Raw genomic sequence first — 18,065 nt, 5'->3', positions numbered from 1 at the left:
CAACAGCATTGGAGGGAATGTGCTATGATTAATCAAACCATGAAGATCGCCCTATTGGGCGTGAGCCACTGGCATGTACCGCTCTATCTGCCCGGCTTGCCGGAGAACTGGGTCGTGGGTGTGAGCGATGGTGACGCGGGCATTGCCGCCCGCATTGCCGCGCCCTACGGTTGTCCAGCCTACACCGATCACCGGCAGATGCTACATGAAGTGAAGCCGGACTTCGTCTTTGCCTTTGCCCCGCACTACCGGATGCATGCGGTCGCCTCCGAGCTGATCGAGGCGGGAATCCCGTTTACAATGGAGAAGCCCGTAGGGCTTGACCGCCGCGAGGTGGAGACACTGTACAATGCCGCCGAGCGCAAAAATGCGTTCTGCGCGATTCCATTCGTCTGGCGGTACAGCGACACGGTAAACGACTTGAAAAACCGGTATCTTTCCGGTAAAATTGTGCATATGTCCTACAAATTCGTGGCGGGACCACCGTCGCGCTACCTTGCGACCTCGCGCTGGATGCTGTCACAGGAGACTGCGGGAGGCGGCTGTATGACCAATCTCGGCGTGCATTTCATCGACATGGCGCTCTACCTGACTGGCAGCCAAGGCGCGGAGATGTTGTCCTCGGTCTACCAATACACCTCGGAATATGCTATCGAGACCTATGCCTCCTCCATGCTGCGGCTGGATACGGGCGCGTCCCTGCTGATCGAGAGCGGCTATGCCTATCCCATGTCGGACGGTGCCAAGCGTGAAAACCGCTGGACGATCGTGACTGAAAATGGTTACTACATCCTTGCGGACAACGATTTGGAGCTGCGTACCTTCGGTGCGGTGCCGGCGCATATCGCGTTGAACACGGACAGCGATCCCTATTACGCGATCTTCGCCCGTACTACGCTTGCGGACTATGCAAATAGCGCACGTCCGCGGGCCTCGCTGAAAGAGATGCTCGCGGCACGGACGATTCTGGACGAAATGAATGCCAAGGCGGCATACAGCGGCGCAAAGGAAACGCTGGGCGGACGATTCTGAAAAGCGGGAGACAAGGAGAAAGACATGGGAAAAATTCCTCATATTCTGGTGGTAGGCAGCATCATGATGGATCTGGTGGCGTCTACGAAACGTGCGCCGCGTGAGGGGGAAACCATCATCGGCATGAAATTCACCACCGCCCCGGGCGGCAAGGGCAGCAATCAGGCGGTCCAGTGCGCCCGATTGGGGGCGGAGGTCGCTATGGTCGGCAAGGTCGGTCGGGACGGCTTCGGCAAAACGCTGCTCGAAACGGCATCTGCTGCGGGTGTGGATGTTTCCAGGGTGCTGACCGATCCGGCCGAGGCGACGGGGGTTGCGCACATTACGCTTGAAGTGAGCGAAAACGACGCAAAAAACCGGATCACTGTCTGCCCCGGGGCGAACTTTACCTTGACTGTGGAGGAGATCGCCTGGCTGAAAGCCCGCGTTGCGGACTATGACCTTGTGATGCTGCAGCTTGAACTGCCCATGGAGGTGGTAGAGTCCGTGGCCGCATGGGCCTATGAGGCCGGCGTACCCGTTATGCTCAACCCAGCGCCCGCTGCGGCGCTGTCGGATACGCTGCTTGGCCATGTGACCTATCTATCCCCCAATGAGCATGAGGCGACGCTGATGTCCGGACAGCAGATCGCTGTTGGCAATGGCATCAATCGGGAGGATATGCACAGGGCCGCACGCTATTTTATGCAGCGCGGGGTGAAAAACCTGATCGTTACGCTGGGCGCGAACGGCTCGGTCTGCGTCAACCAAAACGGCACGGTTTATACCCCGTCCGTCCATATGGATAAGATCATCGACACGACCGCGGCGGGGGATTCGTTTGTCGCCGCGTTCTGCACGGGGCTCACTGCGGGGCTGGATGAGCGGCAGGCGCTGGCGTTTGCCAGCCATACGGCGGCGATCACGGTATCCCGCATGGGCGCGATGCCAAGCCTGCCGACAATCACAGAGGTGAAAGCGCTGATCGTGGAAAAGGGCTGCCGTGGGATCGATACGAATATACTGGACATGCTGGAACGGTCAGGAACCTCGACGAAATAGGGGAGGAAAGTGGAAAGGCCGGCAGTTTTTCACGCATCCGCGCGAAAAGCTGCCGGCCTTATCCGTTAGCCTTGCTGCATTTTATGCGCCGCCGTTTTTTCAGGGCAGCGCAAGGGAAGACCAAAGGTGAGCTGGAATTGGCCGCGGCCGGTCTCAATCCGGCAGAAACCGCCAGCCTGCTTGAGAATGCGGTCGATAATCTTCAGGCCATAGCCGTGGGAAGAGAGCGGACCGCTCTTTTTCGATCCCGCGGCGGGTTCGGACAGCGGCGCGCTGTTGCAGCAGCAGAAAACGAGGAAATTATCCTTGGTGCGGATATCGAGCCGGATGAAGCGCTCGCCGACCGGCGAGCTGCACGCGGCATGCACGGCGTTCTCCATCACGTTCATCACCAGCGAAGCAAGGTCGGGGTCGGACAGAGGGAGCGAGGCGGGCGCCGCCGCGTGAACGACCTCCACCCGAACCTTGTCGCGCAAGGCCGCCGCCAGCGTTCCGTTGAGGATGATATCCAGCATTTGATTGCCGCAGCGGACGACCGGTGTAATCGATCTGCTCTGGGAAATGAGGCCGTCCACATATTCCTGCGCCTGCGTATAATCCTGCTTTCGCAACAAGGCGCGCAGCACGGTCAGATGGTGGCGCATGTCGTGGCGCAGCTCCATGGTCTGCTCGGTCTGTGCGCGCAGGGTGTCGTAGCTGGCGCGGGCGAACTGCTCCTTGGCGAGCAGGATGGAGGTCTCCGACCGGCGGCGCACCAGGCCTTTGACAGTCTGGACGGCCAGAGCGATCAGGGCTGCAACAAAACACAGCGGCATCAGGACGAGCAGCAGGGAAAGCGCGGTGGCCTGCGCGCCGTCGGCCCGCTGTAGTTCTGGAAAAAAACGCGGGCCGAGCAGCAGGAACAGGGCGGCGATTGCGCCGCCGGTCAGTACGAGCAGGCAAAACTGCCGGTGGAAAGCCGAGCCGCGCCGCCAGGCCAGTAGCGCCAGAAGAAAGGCCAGCAAAAGGGCGAATACCGTCGCTTTGGCGCAAAGCAGCGCATGCACCGTCCCCTGATATTCGCAGACCGTATTATAGCAGACGACGCCGAACTGCAGCAGCGCGACGGTCAGCATCGTCCAGCGCAGCCAGCCGGAAAGCGGGCAGACGAGCAGGCCGAGCAGCAGGGAGGCCGACACATACAGACAAAGCGCGGTCAGGTCGATCGGCAGGACGCCGAAATAGTAGAAAAAGAACGGCGCCTGCACGATCTCGCGGAGCATCAGGGCAAAGGAAAGCTGTGCAAGCAGCGGCAGGCTGGCGTCCAGTCGGCCGGAGGAGGCGTTCCAAATGAAGATAATCAGCATGAAAACCCCTGCTGAGAAGAGCAGGGCCGCGGGGATTATATGGCGGGCGGTCTGGGCGATCAGCCCGCTTTCATAGGCGTAGCCGCAATAGAGTGTGATATCTGCGGGGAACACATCGGCGTCCGAGCCGGGGGCGTCGCTGCCCACGGCATAGGTGGACTGCGCGATGGTGAGCGTTTTTCCCGCATAGCCCGCGGGAAGGGACACAACCAGCGGTTCAAAGCGGTCCGCCTCCAGCATGGGGAGCGTAAGATAGCCGATGCGGTTGTCCAGTTCCGGACAGTCGGTGTAGATCAGCTCGTCGTCCAGGAACACGCTGAAGGTGCGGTTTGCTGCGCCGATGCGCAGGGTCGGGCTGTCGAGTTCCTCGGTCAGCCGGCGGGAAAAATAGAACGTCTGCCCCGGATAGTCCAGCCCATAATAGGCGCCGTAGCCAGTGGGCGTCAGCTCCTTCACCGCCCCCTCCGTACAGGTGTACACTGTCCAGCCCTTGTTGCCCTGCCACGGCTGGCCGTCCTCCCCGATGATCGAAAGATTATAGGAGGCGTCCTCCATGGGGGAGACATAGGTGAGCAGCACGGGGGAAAAGGCGGTCAGGATAATCAGCGTTGTCAATACGGCGAATACGATTCTTTTCAAGACGGGATACCTCCGGAAAAGCAGGATAAAGGAATACGCGGGGGACAGGCGCGCCGTATGCGTTCGGCTGGGAATAGCGGAATGCAGCGGCATATGCGGTCCATCCCCACATGGCGAGGCCTCCGCACGGTAAACCGGCGGAGGCTTCGCGGTAGTGCTATACGAGTTTTTGCAGGGTCAGGATGTTTTTTCCGTCCCTGTATTCATATTGGACGGTATCCATCAGCCGTTTGACCATGAAGATGCCCAGGCCGCCGATGCGGCGCTCCTCCGCGGGGAGGGTGGTGTCCGGCTCGTCGTTTTTCAGCGGGTCATAGGGTTTGCCGGAATCCAGAAATTCAATTGTGATCTGCGGCTGGCCCTGTGTGCTGACCTGGCAGCGGATGGTTGCGTCGCCCACGTCGGGCCGGTAGGCGTAGTGGGCGATGTTGACGAAAATTTCCTCTACCGCGATCGCAATCTGGTTGCAGATTTTGGTCGAACAATTGATCTGGTCAAGCTCGCCCTGTACAAATTCCAGCACCGTATCGAGCTGTTCGGTTAGTGCTGGTACGGTAATCGTTTTCATAGTGTCTCCTCCTTGGAATTGGACGGCATGTACTCACAGAACCGCAGCCCCAGCATGGTGATGTCATCCGCCTGCGGCGCGCCGGAGACGAACAGATCCACCTGGGATTTGGCGTAAGGCAGCAGCTGGTCGGGGACGAGCCCTTTCGCGGCGTCGGCGTTGAGCGCGGCCTCCAGCCGTTTTTCGCCGTACAGCTCAAGCGCGGCGTTGGTCGCCTCGGTCACACCGTCCGTATACAGGAACAGGCAGTCGCCCGGCTTCAGGGTGACCTGGAATTCCTTATAGCGCATGCCCTCCATGCCGGCGAGTACGAAGCCAGGGCGCAACCTGAGCCATTCAAAGCGGCCGCCCTCCTGCTGGATCAAGGGCGGGTTGTGGCCCGCGTTAGCATAGGTCAGCACGCCGGTGCGCAGGTCGAGGATGCCGAGATAGGCGGTGACGAACAGCCCCTCGCCGTTGTTTTCGCAAAGCTGCTCGTTGGCGCGGGTGAAGATCTCCGCCGGCGACAGGCTGGACTGCGCCTGGTTGCGGATGATGGTCTTGGCGATCACCATGAACAGCGCGGCCGGCACGCCCTTGCCCGACACATCCGCAATGACGATGGCAAGATGGGTCTGGTCGATCATAAAAAAGTCGTAAAAGTCGCCGCCGACCTCCTTGGCAGGATCCATAGTGGCGTAAACGTCAAACTCGTTCCGGTCCGGAAAGGCGGGGAAGATATTGGGCAGCATATCGCGCTGGATGTTGCTGGCAACGTTCAGCTCCGCCTCGGTCTTGAGCGCGCGGGAGGACCACAGCGCGGTGGAAAAGATCTCATAATACAGGATAACGAATACCGAGCAAATAATCAAATAAAAAATGATAAAATATACACGGGTATCCGGTAGGCCGGGCAGGATGCCGAGGGTGTTGGTCAGCCGGTTGACGATCGCAAACGCGACAAAGCAGTAGACTGGAATGGGTACATAGTTTTTCAGCTGCTTTCCCAGCACCGAGATGACCTGCTGCACGATCTTGCTGACAAAGCGGCGGTAGGCAAAGAACATCACCGTGAACCAGAACGCCTTGATGCAGAGGAAAATGCCGACCGTGCGCATATTGTACGGATTGGGGGTATTGTCGATAAAGCTAAGCGTGGTGCCGCAGAAGAAGAACGTGGTCACGTTGGCGATCAGTGTACCCATGACCGAGGTGAACACGCGTGCCGCGCGTTCGTCGGCATACAGCACCACCGCCGCTGCCGGCATGAGCACCAGCATGCTCAAAAAATTGATGTTGTCGTCCGTAATATTGATGGAGTAGCTGGCGACGCATGTGACAAGGTGCAGCGCCGCGAACAGGACCCAGCCGAGGAAGGTCTGTCCCGCGTTCCGGCGGCGGGTCAGCGTGCTGTTGGTGAGCAGAGCCGCCGCCCAAAAGGACAGATTGTTCGCCAGCGACCACAGCAGCGTCACGGAAAATTCAACTTGCATGGATGATTCCTCCTGTCATGGGGGGATTTTTACTGGAACGCGCCCAGTGTATCTAGTCCGGTCAGATATGCGGATAGGTATTCGTCCGAGATCTCGGGCCAGAGGAACCCCTCCTGCTCGAGCGCGCGGATGGAGAAGCCGCTTTCGCAGGGCGTTTCGATCAGATGGCGACCGCCGGTCACGCGGGTCAGGAAGCCGTCCAGCGCGCCGTTGAACGCAGGGTCCTCGGCGGCGTGCAGCATGAATTCGTCGAACTCCCTGTCGTCCACCGCGCGAACCGGATAGCCAAGCGCGGAAATGTGCGTGAGCAGTTTGCTGACCGGCAGGTCATTGCTGTCGAAGATATGGAACACGGTGTATTCCTCCGCGCTGCCCGCCAGACGGCAGATTGCGCGGGCGACCGCGTCCACCGGAGAGAAATTGATCCAGCTGCACGCCATGGACTGCGGGCAGAGTCCGGTGCGGACGATGGACTGCAGCAGCTTGGTAAAGCCGTTGGTGGCGCGGTTCATTTGGAACTCGCCGTCCGTGATGCGCCCCTGCAGGTTGCCCACGCGCATGATCTTGGCGCGCAGGCCGTTCGCGGTTTCGAGCAGGATGAGCTTTTCGGCCGTGAATTTGCTTTCCAGGTAGTCGTTGGACAGGTCTTGCCGCACCCACAGGCGTTGCTCGCTGAGGGATACGCCGATCTCGGCCATTTCGCGCTCGATAAAGCCGCCCACGCTGAGCGTGGAGATGTGGATGAGCGCGGCGTCATGCTGTTTGCAGAACGCGATCACGTTGCGCACGCCGTCCACATTGGTCTGGCGGATGCGGTTGCCGACGCCGAAGTGGCTGACGTCCGCCGCGCAGTGGATGACCGTGTCGATCTTGACGCCGTCCGGCAGGCTGGCGATATTCTCGCGCATCAGGTCGCCGTCCACCGCGAACAGACGGTGGCCAAAGGCTTCGGCAAAGTTGTTTTCGAAATAGTAGAAAAGCGAGCCCTTGAGACGCTTTTCCGGCGTCAGGTTGTTTTTGGGGCGCACCATACAGTAGATCTTGTTATAGCCTGTAGTGAGCAGCTCGTACAGCACATGGATGCCGAGAAAGCCGGTCGCGCCGGTGAGCAGCACGGTGCCGAGCGGGTGCAGGCCTTTGCGGTAATTGCGGTTGCGGCAAAGCGCGTCGCGCAGGAGAGCTGCTTCCTGCTGGGTGCAGGGCAGGCTGCCCGCTTCCGAAAGGACAGGCTCGGGCAGGTCGCCGCCGTCTAGATCGCAGCACTGTACCAGATCGCGCACGGTGGGATGGTCAAACACCCGGCCGTATTCCAGCTCGAAGCCCTCATGCTTGGCCAGCAGCACGATCTGTGCCGCCTGCAGCGAGGTGCCGCCCAAATCGAAGAAGCTGTCGGTCGCGCCGATCTCTTCTTCGGGCAGGTTCAGCACCTGCGAAAAGATGCGGCACATGGTCCGCTCACGCGCGTTGCGCGGCGGGATGTAGGTGCGCTCCACATGGATCGCCTGATTGGCCAGCGCACGCTTGTCGATCTTGCCGTTTGAGGTATGCGGCAGATCGGGCAGATACACGAACAGGTCGGGTACCATGTAGCGTGTCAGGAAGCCGCCGGCGTATTGCTTCAGCTCGTCCACATCGCAGGGTTCGGCGGCGGAGTAGAAGCAGCAGAGGTGCTCCCGCCCGTCGATCGTGCGGACGAGCGCGGCGCACTGGCGGATGCAGGGGAAGGACTCGATGCAGCGCTCGACCTCCTTCAGCTCGATGCGCAGCCCGCGCAGCTTGACCTGTTCGTCGTTGCGGCCGCAGTAGGCGAGGCTGCCGTTGGGCAGGGCATAGCCATAGTCGCCGGTGAGGTATACCCGATCGTTGATCGGACCGTCGCGCAGCTCGATGAAGCGTTCCGCGGTCAGGTCGGGACGGCCGAGATAGCCGCGCGCCACGCCGTAGCCCGCCACGGCGATCTCGCCGGTTGCGCCGAGCGGTACGATGCGGCGGTCCTTATCCAGCAGGTAGATGCGCGCCCCGGCGATGGTCGAGCCGATGGTGATACGCTCCCGAATGCGGCCGACCGTCGCGCCGATGGTGATTTCGGTCGGGCCGTAGCCGTTATACAGGCGCGCGGGGGTGGCCCTGTGCAGCGCGTCCAGCAGGGGCTGGGTAAAGGCCTCGCCGGCCGCGAGCACGATATCCACGCTGCGCATGGCCTCGCGGAACGAGGGCTCCTCCAGATAGGCGAGCAGGCGGGAGGGCGTGCAGTGCAGGATGTTGGCGCCGTTCTCCGTTATGTACTGCGCGAGCGCATCCGGATTGTTCATCCCCTCCTCGTCCGCGAATACGACGGGTATGCCGTTGAGCAGGGTGGAGAACAGCTCGAACATGGAAATATCAAAGCAGACCGAGCCGACCGCCACGATGCCTTTGCCGTTCGCGCAGATATCGCGGTTGAATTCATTGTTGTCCGGCTGCATGAAGTTGACGATGCCGCGGTGCTCGATCATGACGCCCTTGGGCTTGCCGGTCGTACCCGAGGTATAGATGATATAGCACAGCCAGTCTTGGCCGACCGCGGGCAGCGGTGCGTCCGGCTGCTGCGGCGGGTCAAACAGCGGGCTGGGCGCAATAACCGGACAGCCGGCGCCCGTGATGTCCGCCTCCGTGACCAGCAGGCCGGCCTTACTGTCCGACAGGATAAAGCGGATGCGTTCTTCGGGATAGGAGCAGTCGATCGGCACATAGGCCGCGCCCGCCTTGAGAATACCCAGCAGCATCACGGGCAGCGCAGTGGTGCGCGGCAGCAGGAACGCCACATAGGACTGCGGCTGCACACCGGCGGCGATCAGGTTGCGCGCGACACGGTCAGAGGCCTCGTCCAGCTCGCGGAAGGTGTAGCTGGGGCCTTTGCCGGACAGGGCGCGCCGGTCCGGATGAAGCGCCGCCTGCGCGCGGAAGCGGGTGATGATGGTATCGTTCGGGTCAACCGGCAGCACTGGACCGGAGAGCAGCGCGCGCTGGCAGAATTTGTCCTCGTCGGTCAGCAGCTCGATGGAGCGGCAGGGCAGGGTGCAGTCCCCCATGCCTTGATCGAGAATGGCGCGCAGCATTTGCGCGATCTGTGTGATCTCATGCGGTGTGTAATAAGAGGCGCGGTAGTCGAGCCGGAATTGGTAATCGCCCATGCCGCTCCAGTCAAGGACGTGCAGGGTGAGCAGGTTGGTCATAGCGCCGCCGAAGTGCATCGCGCACCGCACGGGAAGCCCGTGCAGCGGCAGGGTAAAGTTTTGGTAGGATAGAGTAAAGTGCGACAGCGCGCCCGCCATGCCCGTGCGGGACAGGTCGCCCATGATTTCGGACAGGCCGTAGCCCTTGTGTGCCGCCGCCAGCCGGTTCTGCGCCTGCACCTCCTGACACAGCGCGGCAAAGCTGGCGTCCGGCGCGATATGCAGGCGCACTGGAACCGCGAGCGTGTACATGCCCGCGGCATTACGGTCTTCATCCGTGCCGCGGTTGAGGCGGGGGGTGATGATGACGACATCCTCCGTACCCAGCATGCGCGACAGATAGACCGCATACGCGGCGAAAAATATGCAGTATGGCGTAACGTTCTGCTGCGCGGCAAAGGCGCGCAACCGGTCGGAGCGTTCCTTCCCGACCGTGTGCGACGACCACACGAGCCGGTGGCCGGACTGGTCGGGCATGGGATGGGGCAGTCGGCCGGTCTCGGCCCCGCTGAGGTAATCCTGCCAGAAGCCGCGGTCTGCCAAGCGCTCCTCTTCCACATCCGCGCCGGCCGCCGCCGCGCGGGACAGGAAGGAGACGAACGGCTGGGGATCCTCGCCAGCGCAAATCGCCAGCAGGCGGCTGTACACAGCCGCCATGGCGTAACTGTCCGCCACAATATGGTGTACGCGCAGCAGCAGCGCGGTTTTGCCGGGCAGGGTGTAGATGACCGCGTTGAACAGCGCGCTGTCGTACAGGTCAAAGCAGTAGCGCGACTGCTCATTGAATACGGCGGTAAGCTCCTCCTCGCCGGAAAGTGGGATCACGCGGCAGGCGAAAGGCGTGTAGCCCGCGTCGTACTGTAGCGGCCCGTCCTTGCCGCGCGTCACGCGGAGGCGGAGGGTTTCGGTCGTCTGCACCAGGCGGTTGAGCGCGCGGTCAAGCTGCGCGGGGGCGGGGGCGTTGTCAAAGGTCAGCAGTACGGATTCGGTATACAGCGCCTTGTCCGGACAGCTTTCGCTTGCAAGCCAGATCTGATGCTGCGGTCGGGTCAATGGGATGCGGTTGTGGTGGATGTCCATAGATGCCAAATCTCCAATCTTTCGATACTCGGATAGCGGAACGGCTGTCCGTAGATGCAGACAGCCGCCAGTAAGCCCGACAGCATGCGTGCTGTCAGGCGGATTCAATTGTCAGGATATCGGAAAAGCCGGTCATATCGAACACCTCCATGATCTCGTCCGAAACATGGCGCAGGGTCATCGTCTGGCCGCCCGCGGCGACCGCCTTCTGTCCGGTGAGCAGGGAGCGCAGTCCAGCGCTGCTGACGTAGGCCAGCTCGGAAAAGTCCAGCAGGATGCTCTTGCCGGTCTTGATCTCACCGAGCAGGGTATCCTGGAAATCCGGAGCGGTGGTGGTGTCCAGGCGCCCATTCAGCTTGAGGACGGTCTGGCCGTTTTCGGTGCTTTTGCTGATGTTCATAATGATATAACTCCTTTTCCAAATGGTATCTGTCAGGGATGGGGGCGGCCTGCCCGCAGCCGGTAGGCGGCAAGCGCCCGTTGGATCAGCAGGTAATTTTGCTTGCTTACGGGGAGCGCTGCGCCGCCGGACAGGGTGATCCGGTACCGGCGCAGTCCGGCGACATAGGGCAGGTGTACCAGATAGCTCCGGTGGCAGCGCAGAAAATCGCAGCTGGAAAGCCGCTGCTCCAGCGCGGAAAGATGTCCCCTGCCGCAATAGGTGCTGCCGTCTGCGGTATGGATATGCAGCTCGTGGTCGAACACCTCCGCGTACACGATCTGTTCGACAGGAAGCACCTGCGCTTCACCGCAGCTGCGCAGCGTGATGGTGCGGGCTGCTTTCCGCGGGGATGGCCGCCCACCGCGCTGCCGGACAGGCGAGTTGGCATGCATGCACAACGGAACGGGCGAGCCGCGGACCGCGGCGGGGATATCCATGGCGTTTACCTCCTTTGTCAGTTTACAGTATACTCCGATAAGGACAACAAAAGGACAACGGGCCAATCACAGGCCTTCCATTTTGCCTACGGAAAATTCCGCCCAGCTATAGCTCGGCAGATAGTTGTGGCGGTAGCTGTTGACCGCCTGCGGCTCCCCATCGAGAAAGCGGTAGCTGTCGCAGTCGAACTCGTCGGCGCGGACAGAGATGCTGTTGTGGCTTTTGACCAGGATATGCTCGATGCCGGCCTGCCTGAGCGTGCTGCGCAGGTCGTGTACAATGGTCTGGAAATAGTTTTTGCGCGCGATATTGTAAACGCCGTCCTCCCACAGCAGGCTGCACGCCTCCCGTGTGGTCAGCCCCGCGCCGCGGCGGTCGATCAGGCAGGCGAACAGTTCCTTGGCCTTGGCGCGGCTGAATGCGAGGGGGGCGCCGTTCACCCATACCTCAAACCCGCCGAAGGTCTGCACCCGTATGGCATGCGGGGCGGGGATATCGCCGTATAAAAAGGTCAGTTCCCGCTTCAGCTCGTCTGTATCCACCGGCTTGAGCAGATAGCCGCTGGCGTGCAGGGCAAAGGCGGATACCGCATATTTTTCATAGCCGGTCACGAAAATGACGTGCAGGTCAGGCTGCAGGTCCTTGAGCTGCTTGGCCAGCGCCAGCCCGCTCACATCGCCCATCTCAATATCCAGAAAAGCGGCGTCGATCGGATGGGTTTGGGCATACGCCAGCGCCTGTGCAGGGGAAGAAAAGCAGGCGCAGCAGCAGTCGGGGGCGGCTTCCGCCAAAGTGAGACGGAGGTCGTCCAGACACAGGGGGTCGTCGTCGATCGCTAAAAAATTCATGTGCGTTTCTCCTTGGGCATGCCGTGCGGGCGCGGAACAAGAAAAAATTCCTGTTCACGACAGAAATCGCCACTTCGCGTGCAAACTGTGGTAAGATAAACCCAACAGGGGGAAAACCAAAAACAGCGGGGTTGAATGCGGCATGGGGAAAATGGTACGATTTGCCGTTTATACGAATGAAGAGAAGACCGCCCAAAGGGTCAGCGCGTTCCTGCGCGCCTGGGCGGAGGAAATCTGCGTCGAGCTGCAGCTCGCGATGGAAAGCGGGGCGCCCGCCGCCTTGGATGCGGACGGGTGCGCGCTGCTCCTGGTGGACAGCGCAGGGCTTGCCCGGCAGGATATTGCCTGCCTGCAGGCGGTGCGCGCGGCGTATCCGGACTGCGGCTTGGTGTTGCTGGCTGAGGACGACCGCACGGCGATCGACGTATACCAGTGCCATCCGAACGCGCTTGTGCCTAAGCCGGTTACCTACAGCGGACTGGACGCCGCGATGGAACGCTGCTTCAGCTTTTGGCAGAAAGGGCTGGGCTGGCTCGACCTTCCCGCGCAGCACAGGCGCGTGCATATCCCGCTGTATCAGTTGTTCTATGCCGAGGCGGCCGGACGCAGCAGCGTCCTCTACCGTGCCGGCGGAGCGCTACAGGTGAACTGCGCGCTGTCCGCGCTGGAGGAGTCGCTGCCACAGCCGCCCTTCCTGCGGGTGCAGAAAAGCTTTGTGGTGCATCTGGGGGCGGTCCGACGGGTGTCCGGCGGGGAGCTTATCATGTGCAACGACAGGGTGATATCGGTCGCGCGCGGCAGGCTCCGGCAGGTGCAGGAGGCGCTGGCCGTTTACCGGCGGGCGCGCGGCGCGGAGGAGGGATAACATGCGGATATCGGTCGCCATATGCGACGACCTGGAAGAAGAGCGCCTGCAGATGGCGCGTCTGCTGAAAAACTACGGCCGCCGCAAGGGCGTAGCGTGGGAGATCGAGCTGTTGGAAAGCGGCGCGGCATTCCTCGACCTGTTCCGGCCGGGCCGGTGGGACATCATCCTGATGGATATTTATATGGATGGTCCGGACGGGATGGAGGCCGCCCGCCGTCTGCGCGCGCAGGACAGCGAATGCGCCCTGCTGTTCGTCACCACCAGCGTGGAGCACGGTATCGCCAGCTATGAGCTGCAGGCTTCGGACTATCTGGTCAAGCCGGTGGCCCAGCGGGATCTGGACGCGGCGCTGGACTGGTGCCTACAGGAAAAGCGGGAATATTTCCGTACGATCAACGTGCGCTCGGAATGGGACGAAATAGAAATTTTGCTGCGGGATATTTTATACATAGAGATCAGGCGGCACACTTCGTTTATCCACACCGCCGGGCGCGTAGTCCAGACCCCGCGCGGCATGAACGCGCTGGAGGAGGAGATCGCAAGCGAAAGCTTTCTGCGCTGCCACAGGAGCTTTCTGGTCAACCAGCGACACATCTTGCGCATGGAAAAACGAGATTTTGTGATGGATAACGGCGACCTGGTGCCGATCGGCTCCTCGGACGCGGCGGCGACGCGCCGGAAATTCATGGACTGGCTGTTCCTGCGCAACTGGAAAAACGGCGGCGCGGCCGGTATGTTCTGAATGGGAAAGATAGAGGGGGAACGGTCCGGCAGGGCCGTTCCCTTTTTCATGCCTGCGTGCGCGCGGTCAGTCCATCGCGCATAGCGCTTCAAAGGTGGTGCCGGAGGCGAGCAGCAGCGCGTCCCCGTGGTACTCGGCGATCTGGCCAAGGATGAACGAAAACGCGTCCAGCGCCAGCGCCGCCGCCTGCCCGGGGGCGAGCGAACGCGGCACGGTCAGGCAGTAGCGGTGGTAGAGCTGTCTGTCATCCCGCAAAGCGAAAGCGCCGAGCAGAAGATCCTGATTCCACACGGCGATGGCTTTGGCGGTCTCGGCCGCGGCCTGCGGCTGCAGCTCGCCCACCAGCGTGGTGTAGAGCTGAATCACATCAAAGCCCTGCGGGCCTGTGATGAAGTGCAGCTCGGCAAATACCAGTTCGGTGCCGTCCTCCTGCAATGGGATCAGCATGTTGACGCCGGGATGTTCGTCCAGACGGCCGTCCGGCTGGACATCAAAGCCCTGCTCGCGCAGCAGCGCTTCGAGCGCATCCATGATCTGTTTGGATCGTTCCATAAGTCAGGTCCTTTCGGTATGAGGGTGGTGCTATTATAGCATGGTTTGCACGCAGGAGGGCGCGGTATCACGGGATAAGCGCCCCGCCTGCTTATTTTTTGGCCTTTTTGCGGTACCAGGGCGCAAGTTCCTCCTCGCGGACCGGCGCTTTCACGCCGTCCGGTGTGTTGTACCGCTTCACCTTAGCGGAAACAGACATCATATGCGGGTCATACTGCTCGGATGCGTCGGAGGGAGCCGCCTCCGGCGGCGCCTGTTCAGGGGCGGCGCTGCTTTCAGCCTGCTCCCGCGCCTGCCGGATCTCATCGATCGCGTGCGTTCCGCTGGTGATGCGGCGGCGCTTGTTGCTGGTGGAGAGCTGGGAGGCGTCCACTGGCTTCAGGTTGGCCTTGGCGGCTTGCAGCGCGTCCGCAGATACATTGGAATTGTGCGGCAGCGAAACCGAGCCGTCCTCACCGACAGAATCAGGGTTATTCATGAGCTGCTCCAGCATCTGACTGTCCGCCGCGGCCTCGGCGTTGCGTTTGGCGGTTGCCGCGCGGCCCTTTTGAGTTTTGGATTTCAGAAAGGCTAGCGGGTTTTGCACAATCAGCTTTGCCTTGCGCCAGCCGCTGAGCTGCTTGAAGTCCTCCTCTTCATTGACAAAGCTGTCGCGGGCGCGCTGATGCTTACGGCGCATGGAATACCATTTGTTCTTTATGTGATCGCCTGCACGCTTGTACCAGGGCTTATTGGCATTCGCGGTTGCACTGCCCTCGGGCGCATTGGCGTCCGGACGCTCCTTGGTACCCATGGCGTAGTCGTATTCATTGTTGAATTCCTTTTTCTTTTTGAACTCGTACCACTTGATACCGGCCAGCTTGCGCTGTTCGTCGCGCTGGTTCTGGTAAGCCTTATCCTCCTTGCGGGCTTCCTTGCGGGCGGCTTTTAACTGTTTTTTATTTTCCTTGCCGGCCTGCCTGGCTGCGCGCTGCTCGCGCAGCTCATTGAGCTGGGCTTCCTTTTCGGAGGTGTCGTGTCCGCCGTATTCATCGCCTACGCGGTGCGCGATGTCGTATTCCAGCCGGGCTTCTTTTTTCTTTTGAAACTCATACCACTTGATGCCCTTGTCCTTAATCAGATTCTTTTTCTCCTCCTTGCGGCGCTTGTTGGCCGCGCGGATGTTCTGCCGGTTCTCCTCAGACAGACTGTTAAAGTGTTCGAGTGCGGCTTTTTTCTGCTCCTTTTTTGCCAGTTTAGCCGCCTTTTTCTGCTTTTTTGCCTCGGCGGATGCCTGTTGCCGCTTGAGTTCAGCCTGAACGGTATGTTCCTTTTCAAACTGGTGTGCGTCGGCCGCGCCGATCTGCTCCTCCACGGAGCCGCCCCGCGCAAAGTCCGCGTTGACCTGTGCGGAAGCCGCATCGGTATCGAGCATCTCGCCCTTGGAATTGGTGCCGATCCCCATGACGTTAACGATTTTGCGGGCGCGCTGACCTTCCTCGTTATCTTGGGAGGATAGCTGGTTAAGGGCCGTCACATCATTTTGCGTTTTGTGCATGCCTGCAACCTTGTTGGTCGTCGCACCGCGCTCTCCCGAGGTGATCTGGTTGGCGATATGCTTGGCGCGGTGGCGGATCTCGTTCTTTTTCTTTTCCGGCAGGTCGTCGCGCATGCCGAGCTTTTTCTCCAGCGATGCGCGCAGCGACAGGTTATCCAGGTTCTTTTCGCGTGCTTCCTTACGCTTTTGATCCACATGGGCCTCCATCCCAGTGTTGACAACCGTCTTCACGGCAGAGCCACCCATCGCAGCAAGATTGCCGACGCCGGGAATCAGGCCGAGCCCGCCGTTGACGATGTCCATGCCGGCGTTCACGCCCTCCTGCACGCTTTCCGCCTTGCGGACCTTGGCGGCGTTGCGGGCGTTGGTCGCCATGCTGCGCAGCAGCTTATCGTTTTTGATCTTTTCCGCGTCGCCGGAAGCGGCGCGCTGCGAGGAATCCGAGGCGAGTATGCGGCCCGCCCGCTCGGCGGCCAGGCGGTCGCCGGTGGCCTCGTGGCCGTGGATTGTGGCCTTTGCCGCATTCGCCGTGCCGGCGATCATCTGGAAGTAGCTGCCGTGCGCTTCGAGCTGGCTGCCGACGGCCTCTTTTACCGCCTCGTTCTGGATGATCTGACCGGTCAGGTTTTTGGCTGTGCCGAGCGCGTCCGAACCCCAGGAGGCGACGCTGCTGGTAAGCGACGCTGCTTTTTCTGCTGTCCCTGCATTCTGGTCGGTGATGGTATCCTTGATATCCTTGGCCGTATCGACCGTGTTTTTCGTCGTGCCGATTATACTGCCGATCGCTGCGGCATGCCCCATAAAATCGCTGTCATTGACAGCACCCGCTTTTGCACCGAACCTGCCAAGCACATAGCTGCCGTTATCCCGCTGGGAGGCAAGGGTTTCCACGGTCGAGCTGAATTCGTTGAATTGGTCAGTCGCCGCGAGACCGGCATCCAGCGCGTTGCCACCCAGAGAGTCCCCCTCGATGTCGTTTGCGCCCAGCCGGCGGTCGGTCGCGGAGGGGCGGTTTTCAGGGCCGTAAACGACAGGATCCTGCCGTTTGCGCCTGCGCCGCGCCTGCACTGGTCCTGTGGCCCCTGCCGCAGCGACTGCGGCTGACGCACCGGGGCTTGCTGTGGCGCCAGGATAGATGCTCTGGCCCATGGCCGCCATCATGCCCTCGCGGTCGGCGCGGGCTTCGAGCGCATGGTTTTCCAGCAGGCCGGAGCCGCGCACCTCGCCACGCGCCTGGCTGACAACGTGGCTCAGCTCATGTCCGAGCAGCGCCTGCCCGCGCATGGAAACCAGGTCGAGCTGGCCGGGCGCAAAGGCGATGTGGCTGCCCTGCGCCAGCGCGTCCGCACCCGCATCCGCGACCGCCTGGCTCTCATACAGCTTGACGCCGGACAGGTCCGCGCCGAAAGCGCTCTCCATTTTGGACTGGATCGCCGCGGGCAGGTCAACCGGCCGTCCGGCATGCTCGACCGGAGACAGGTCGCTCATCCCGCGCAGGGGGGGCTGCTGCGGCGCGTGGGCGGCCGCGGGGCGGCTGCGCGGCACGGTGCAAGCGGAAGGCTTGGCTTTCTTCTGATAGGTTTGCATAAACGTCACCCTTTTCTCGGTCGATGGGGTCTCATGCGGCGGTACTCCCGCCGCGTGGCATGGCACGGTGCGGGAACGGTCGAAACGTGCCGAACGGCGTATCATGCTATTGTCATTATAGCATAGCGGAATCTACGGGCGGTTTGCATGTTGTTACACTTTCGGGCCGTTTGTGCGCAATCGCTTAAAACCGGATTTCTTTTCAGGTACAATCAAAACAGCGGAGGCGGGAGCCTGCGCAAAACAGGTCAGGATATCAGACGACAACTGGTGGGGGCGTGCATCAATGAAGCTGGCGGTATGCACCGCACAGGCGGAGGAACAGGCCCGGCTGTGCGAATGGATCGAACAGTATTGCAGGCTGCGCAGCCTGCCAGCGGCCGTGGTGTGCATCAGCACGCCGCAGGAGCTGTCCCGACAGGCGCCTGGGGCAATACAGATCGCCTATATCGGTTTCGGCAGCAGTGCGGGCTTTTTGGCCGCCCGCGCGCTGCAGGAACGCGACCGCGCCTGCCGTATCATCCTGATGGACGATACCACGCAGTATGCCATACAGGGGCTGCACCTGCATTTTGCGGATTTTATCCTGCGGCCGGTGGAGTTCCGCCACGTGGCGCGCAGCATGCGCCTGGCGCTGGAACGGTTTTGAGGAAAAGTA

The 18,065-nt window shown here is 61.3% G+C and carries 14 protein-coding genes; 5 read left to right on the top strand and 9 right to left on the bottom strand.

Going from position 1 to position 18,065, the window contains the following annotated elements:
- Positions 1-24: 24 nt before the first annotated feature.
- Entirely contained in the window at positions 25-1,032 is a 1,008-nt protein-coding gene (locus H8S45_RS07480) for a Gfo/Idh/MocA family protein (RefSeq protein WP_207724472.1), read from the top strand.
- A gap of 24 nt (positions 1,033-1,056) precedes the next feature.
- Positions 1,057-2,073, top strand: coding sequence for a ribokinase (rbsK, locus tag H8S45_RS07475; RefSeq protein WP_147574050.1), 1,017 nt, complete (start codon positions 1,057-1,059; stop codon positions 2,071-2,073).
- A 65-nt stretch (positions 2,074-2,138) separates the two neighbouring features.
- Here the strand turns inward: rbsK and H8S45_RS07470 are convergent, their stop codons facing one another.
- From H8S45_RS07470 to H8S45_RS07440, 7 genes are all read right to left on the bottom strand, one after another.
- Positions 2,139-4,058, bottom strand: a complete 1,920-nt coding sequence (locus tag H8S45_RS07470; protein ID WP_159068186.1) for a sensor histidine kinase — start codon at positions 4,056-4,058, stop codon at positions 2,139-2,141.
- 157 nt (positions 4,059-4,215) lie between these two features.
- On the bottom strand, positions 4,216-4,626 hold the full coding sequence (locus H8S45_RS07465; RefSeq protein ID WP_107631769.1) for an ATP-binding protein: 411 nt from the start codon (positions 4,624-4,626) through the stop codon (positions 4,216-4,218).
- Positions 4,623-6,098: a PP2C family protein-serine/threonine phosphatase gene (locus H8S45_RS07460; RefSeq protein WP_186949878.1), complete on the bottom strand. Its 1,476-nt coding sequence runs from the start codon at positions 6,096-6,098 to the stop codon at positions 4,623-4,625. Before H8S45_RS07460 ends, H8S45_RS07465 begins: the two co-directional genes overlap by 4 nt.
- 29 nt (positions 6,099-6,127) lie before the next feature.
- Positions 6,128-10,393 carry a non-ribosomal peptide synthetase gene (locus H8S45_RS07455; RefSeq protein ID WP_186949876.1) on the bottom strand — a complete coding sequence of 1,422 codons (4,266 nt, stop codon included), beginning with the start codon at positions 10,391-10,393 and terminating at the stop codon, positions 6,128-6,130.
- 94 nt (positions 10,394-10,487) lie between these two features.
- Positions 10,488-10,793, bottom strand: a complete 306-nt coding sequence (locus H8S45_RS07450; protein WP_054326459.1) for an STAS domain-containing protein — start codon at positions 10,791-10,793, stop codon at positions 10,488-10,490.
- Between the two features lie 32 nt (positions 10,794-10,825).
- Positions 10,826-11,272 (bottom strand): LytR/AlgR family response regulator transcription factor, encoded by a 447-nt coding sequence (locus H8S45_RS07445; RefSeq protein ID WP_054326460.1) that lies wholly within the window; start codon positions 11,270-11,272, stop codon positions 10,826-10,828.
- 66 nt (positions 11,273-11,338) lie between these two features.
- On the bottom strand, positions 11,339-12,121 hold the full coding sequence (locus tag H8S45_RS07440; RefSeq protein ID WP_054326461.1) for a response regulator: 783 nt from the start codon (positions 12,119-12,121) through the stop codon (positions 11,339-11,341).
- Positions 12,122-12,272: 151 nt separating this feature from the next.
- Here H8S45_RS07440 and H8S45_RS07435 point away from each other — a divergent pair, with 151 nt between their 5' ends.
- Positions 12,273-12,986: a LytR/AlgR family response regulator transcription factor gene (locus tag H8S45_RS07435; protein WP_186949874.1), complete on the top strand. Its 714-nt coding sequence runs from the start codon at positions 12,273-12,275 to the stop codon at positions 12,984-12,986.
- Position 12,987: 1 nt separating this feature from the next.
- On the top strand, positions 12,988-13,731 hold the full coding sequence (locus H8S45_RS07430; RefSeq protein ID WP_147574053.1) for a LytR/AlgR family response regulator transcription factor: 744 nt from the start codon (positions 12,988-12,990) through the stop codon (positions 13,729-13,731).
- A gap of 66 nt (positions 13,732-13,797) precedes the next feature.
- Here H8S45_RS07430 and H8S45_RS07425 read toward each other — a convergent pair whose 3' ends face one another.
- Together H8S45_RS07425 and H8S45_RS07420 are read right to left on the bottom strand one after the other, a co-directional pair.
- On the bottom strand, positions 13,798-14,283 hold the full coding sequence (locus H8S45_RS07425) for a hypothetical protein (RefSeq protein WP_054326464.1): 486 nt from the start codon (positions 14,281-14,283) through the stop codon (positions 13,798-13,800).
- A gap of 91 nt (positions 14,284-14,374) precedes the next feature.
- Positions 14,375-17,407, bottom strand: a complete 3,033-nt coding sequence (locus tag H8S45_RS07420; protein ID WP_186949872.1) for an eCIS core domain-containing protein — start codon at positions 17,405-17,407, stop codon at positions 14,375-14,377.
- A gap of 286 nt (positions 17,408-17,693) precedes the next feature.
- Here H8S45_RS07420 and H8S45_RS07415 point away from each other — a divergent pair, with 286 nt between their 5' ends.
- Entirely contained in the window at positions 17,694-18,056 is a 363-nt protein-coding gene (locus tag H8S45_RS07415) for a response regulator (RefSeq protein WP_054326469.1), read from the top strand.
- Positions 18,057-18,065: the final 9 nt, after the last annotated feature.

This window comes from Agathobaculum faecis, from assembly GCF_014287995.1.
Classification (GTDB): domain Bacteria; phylum Bacillota; class Clostridia; order Oscillospirales; family Butyricicoccaceae; genus Agathobaculum; species Agathobaculum ammoniilyticum.
This window is presented reverse-complemented; position numbering and strand designations above follow the sequence as displayed.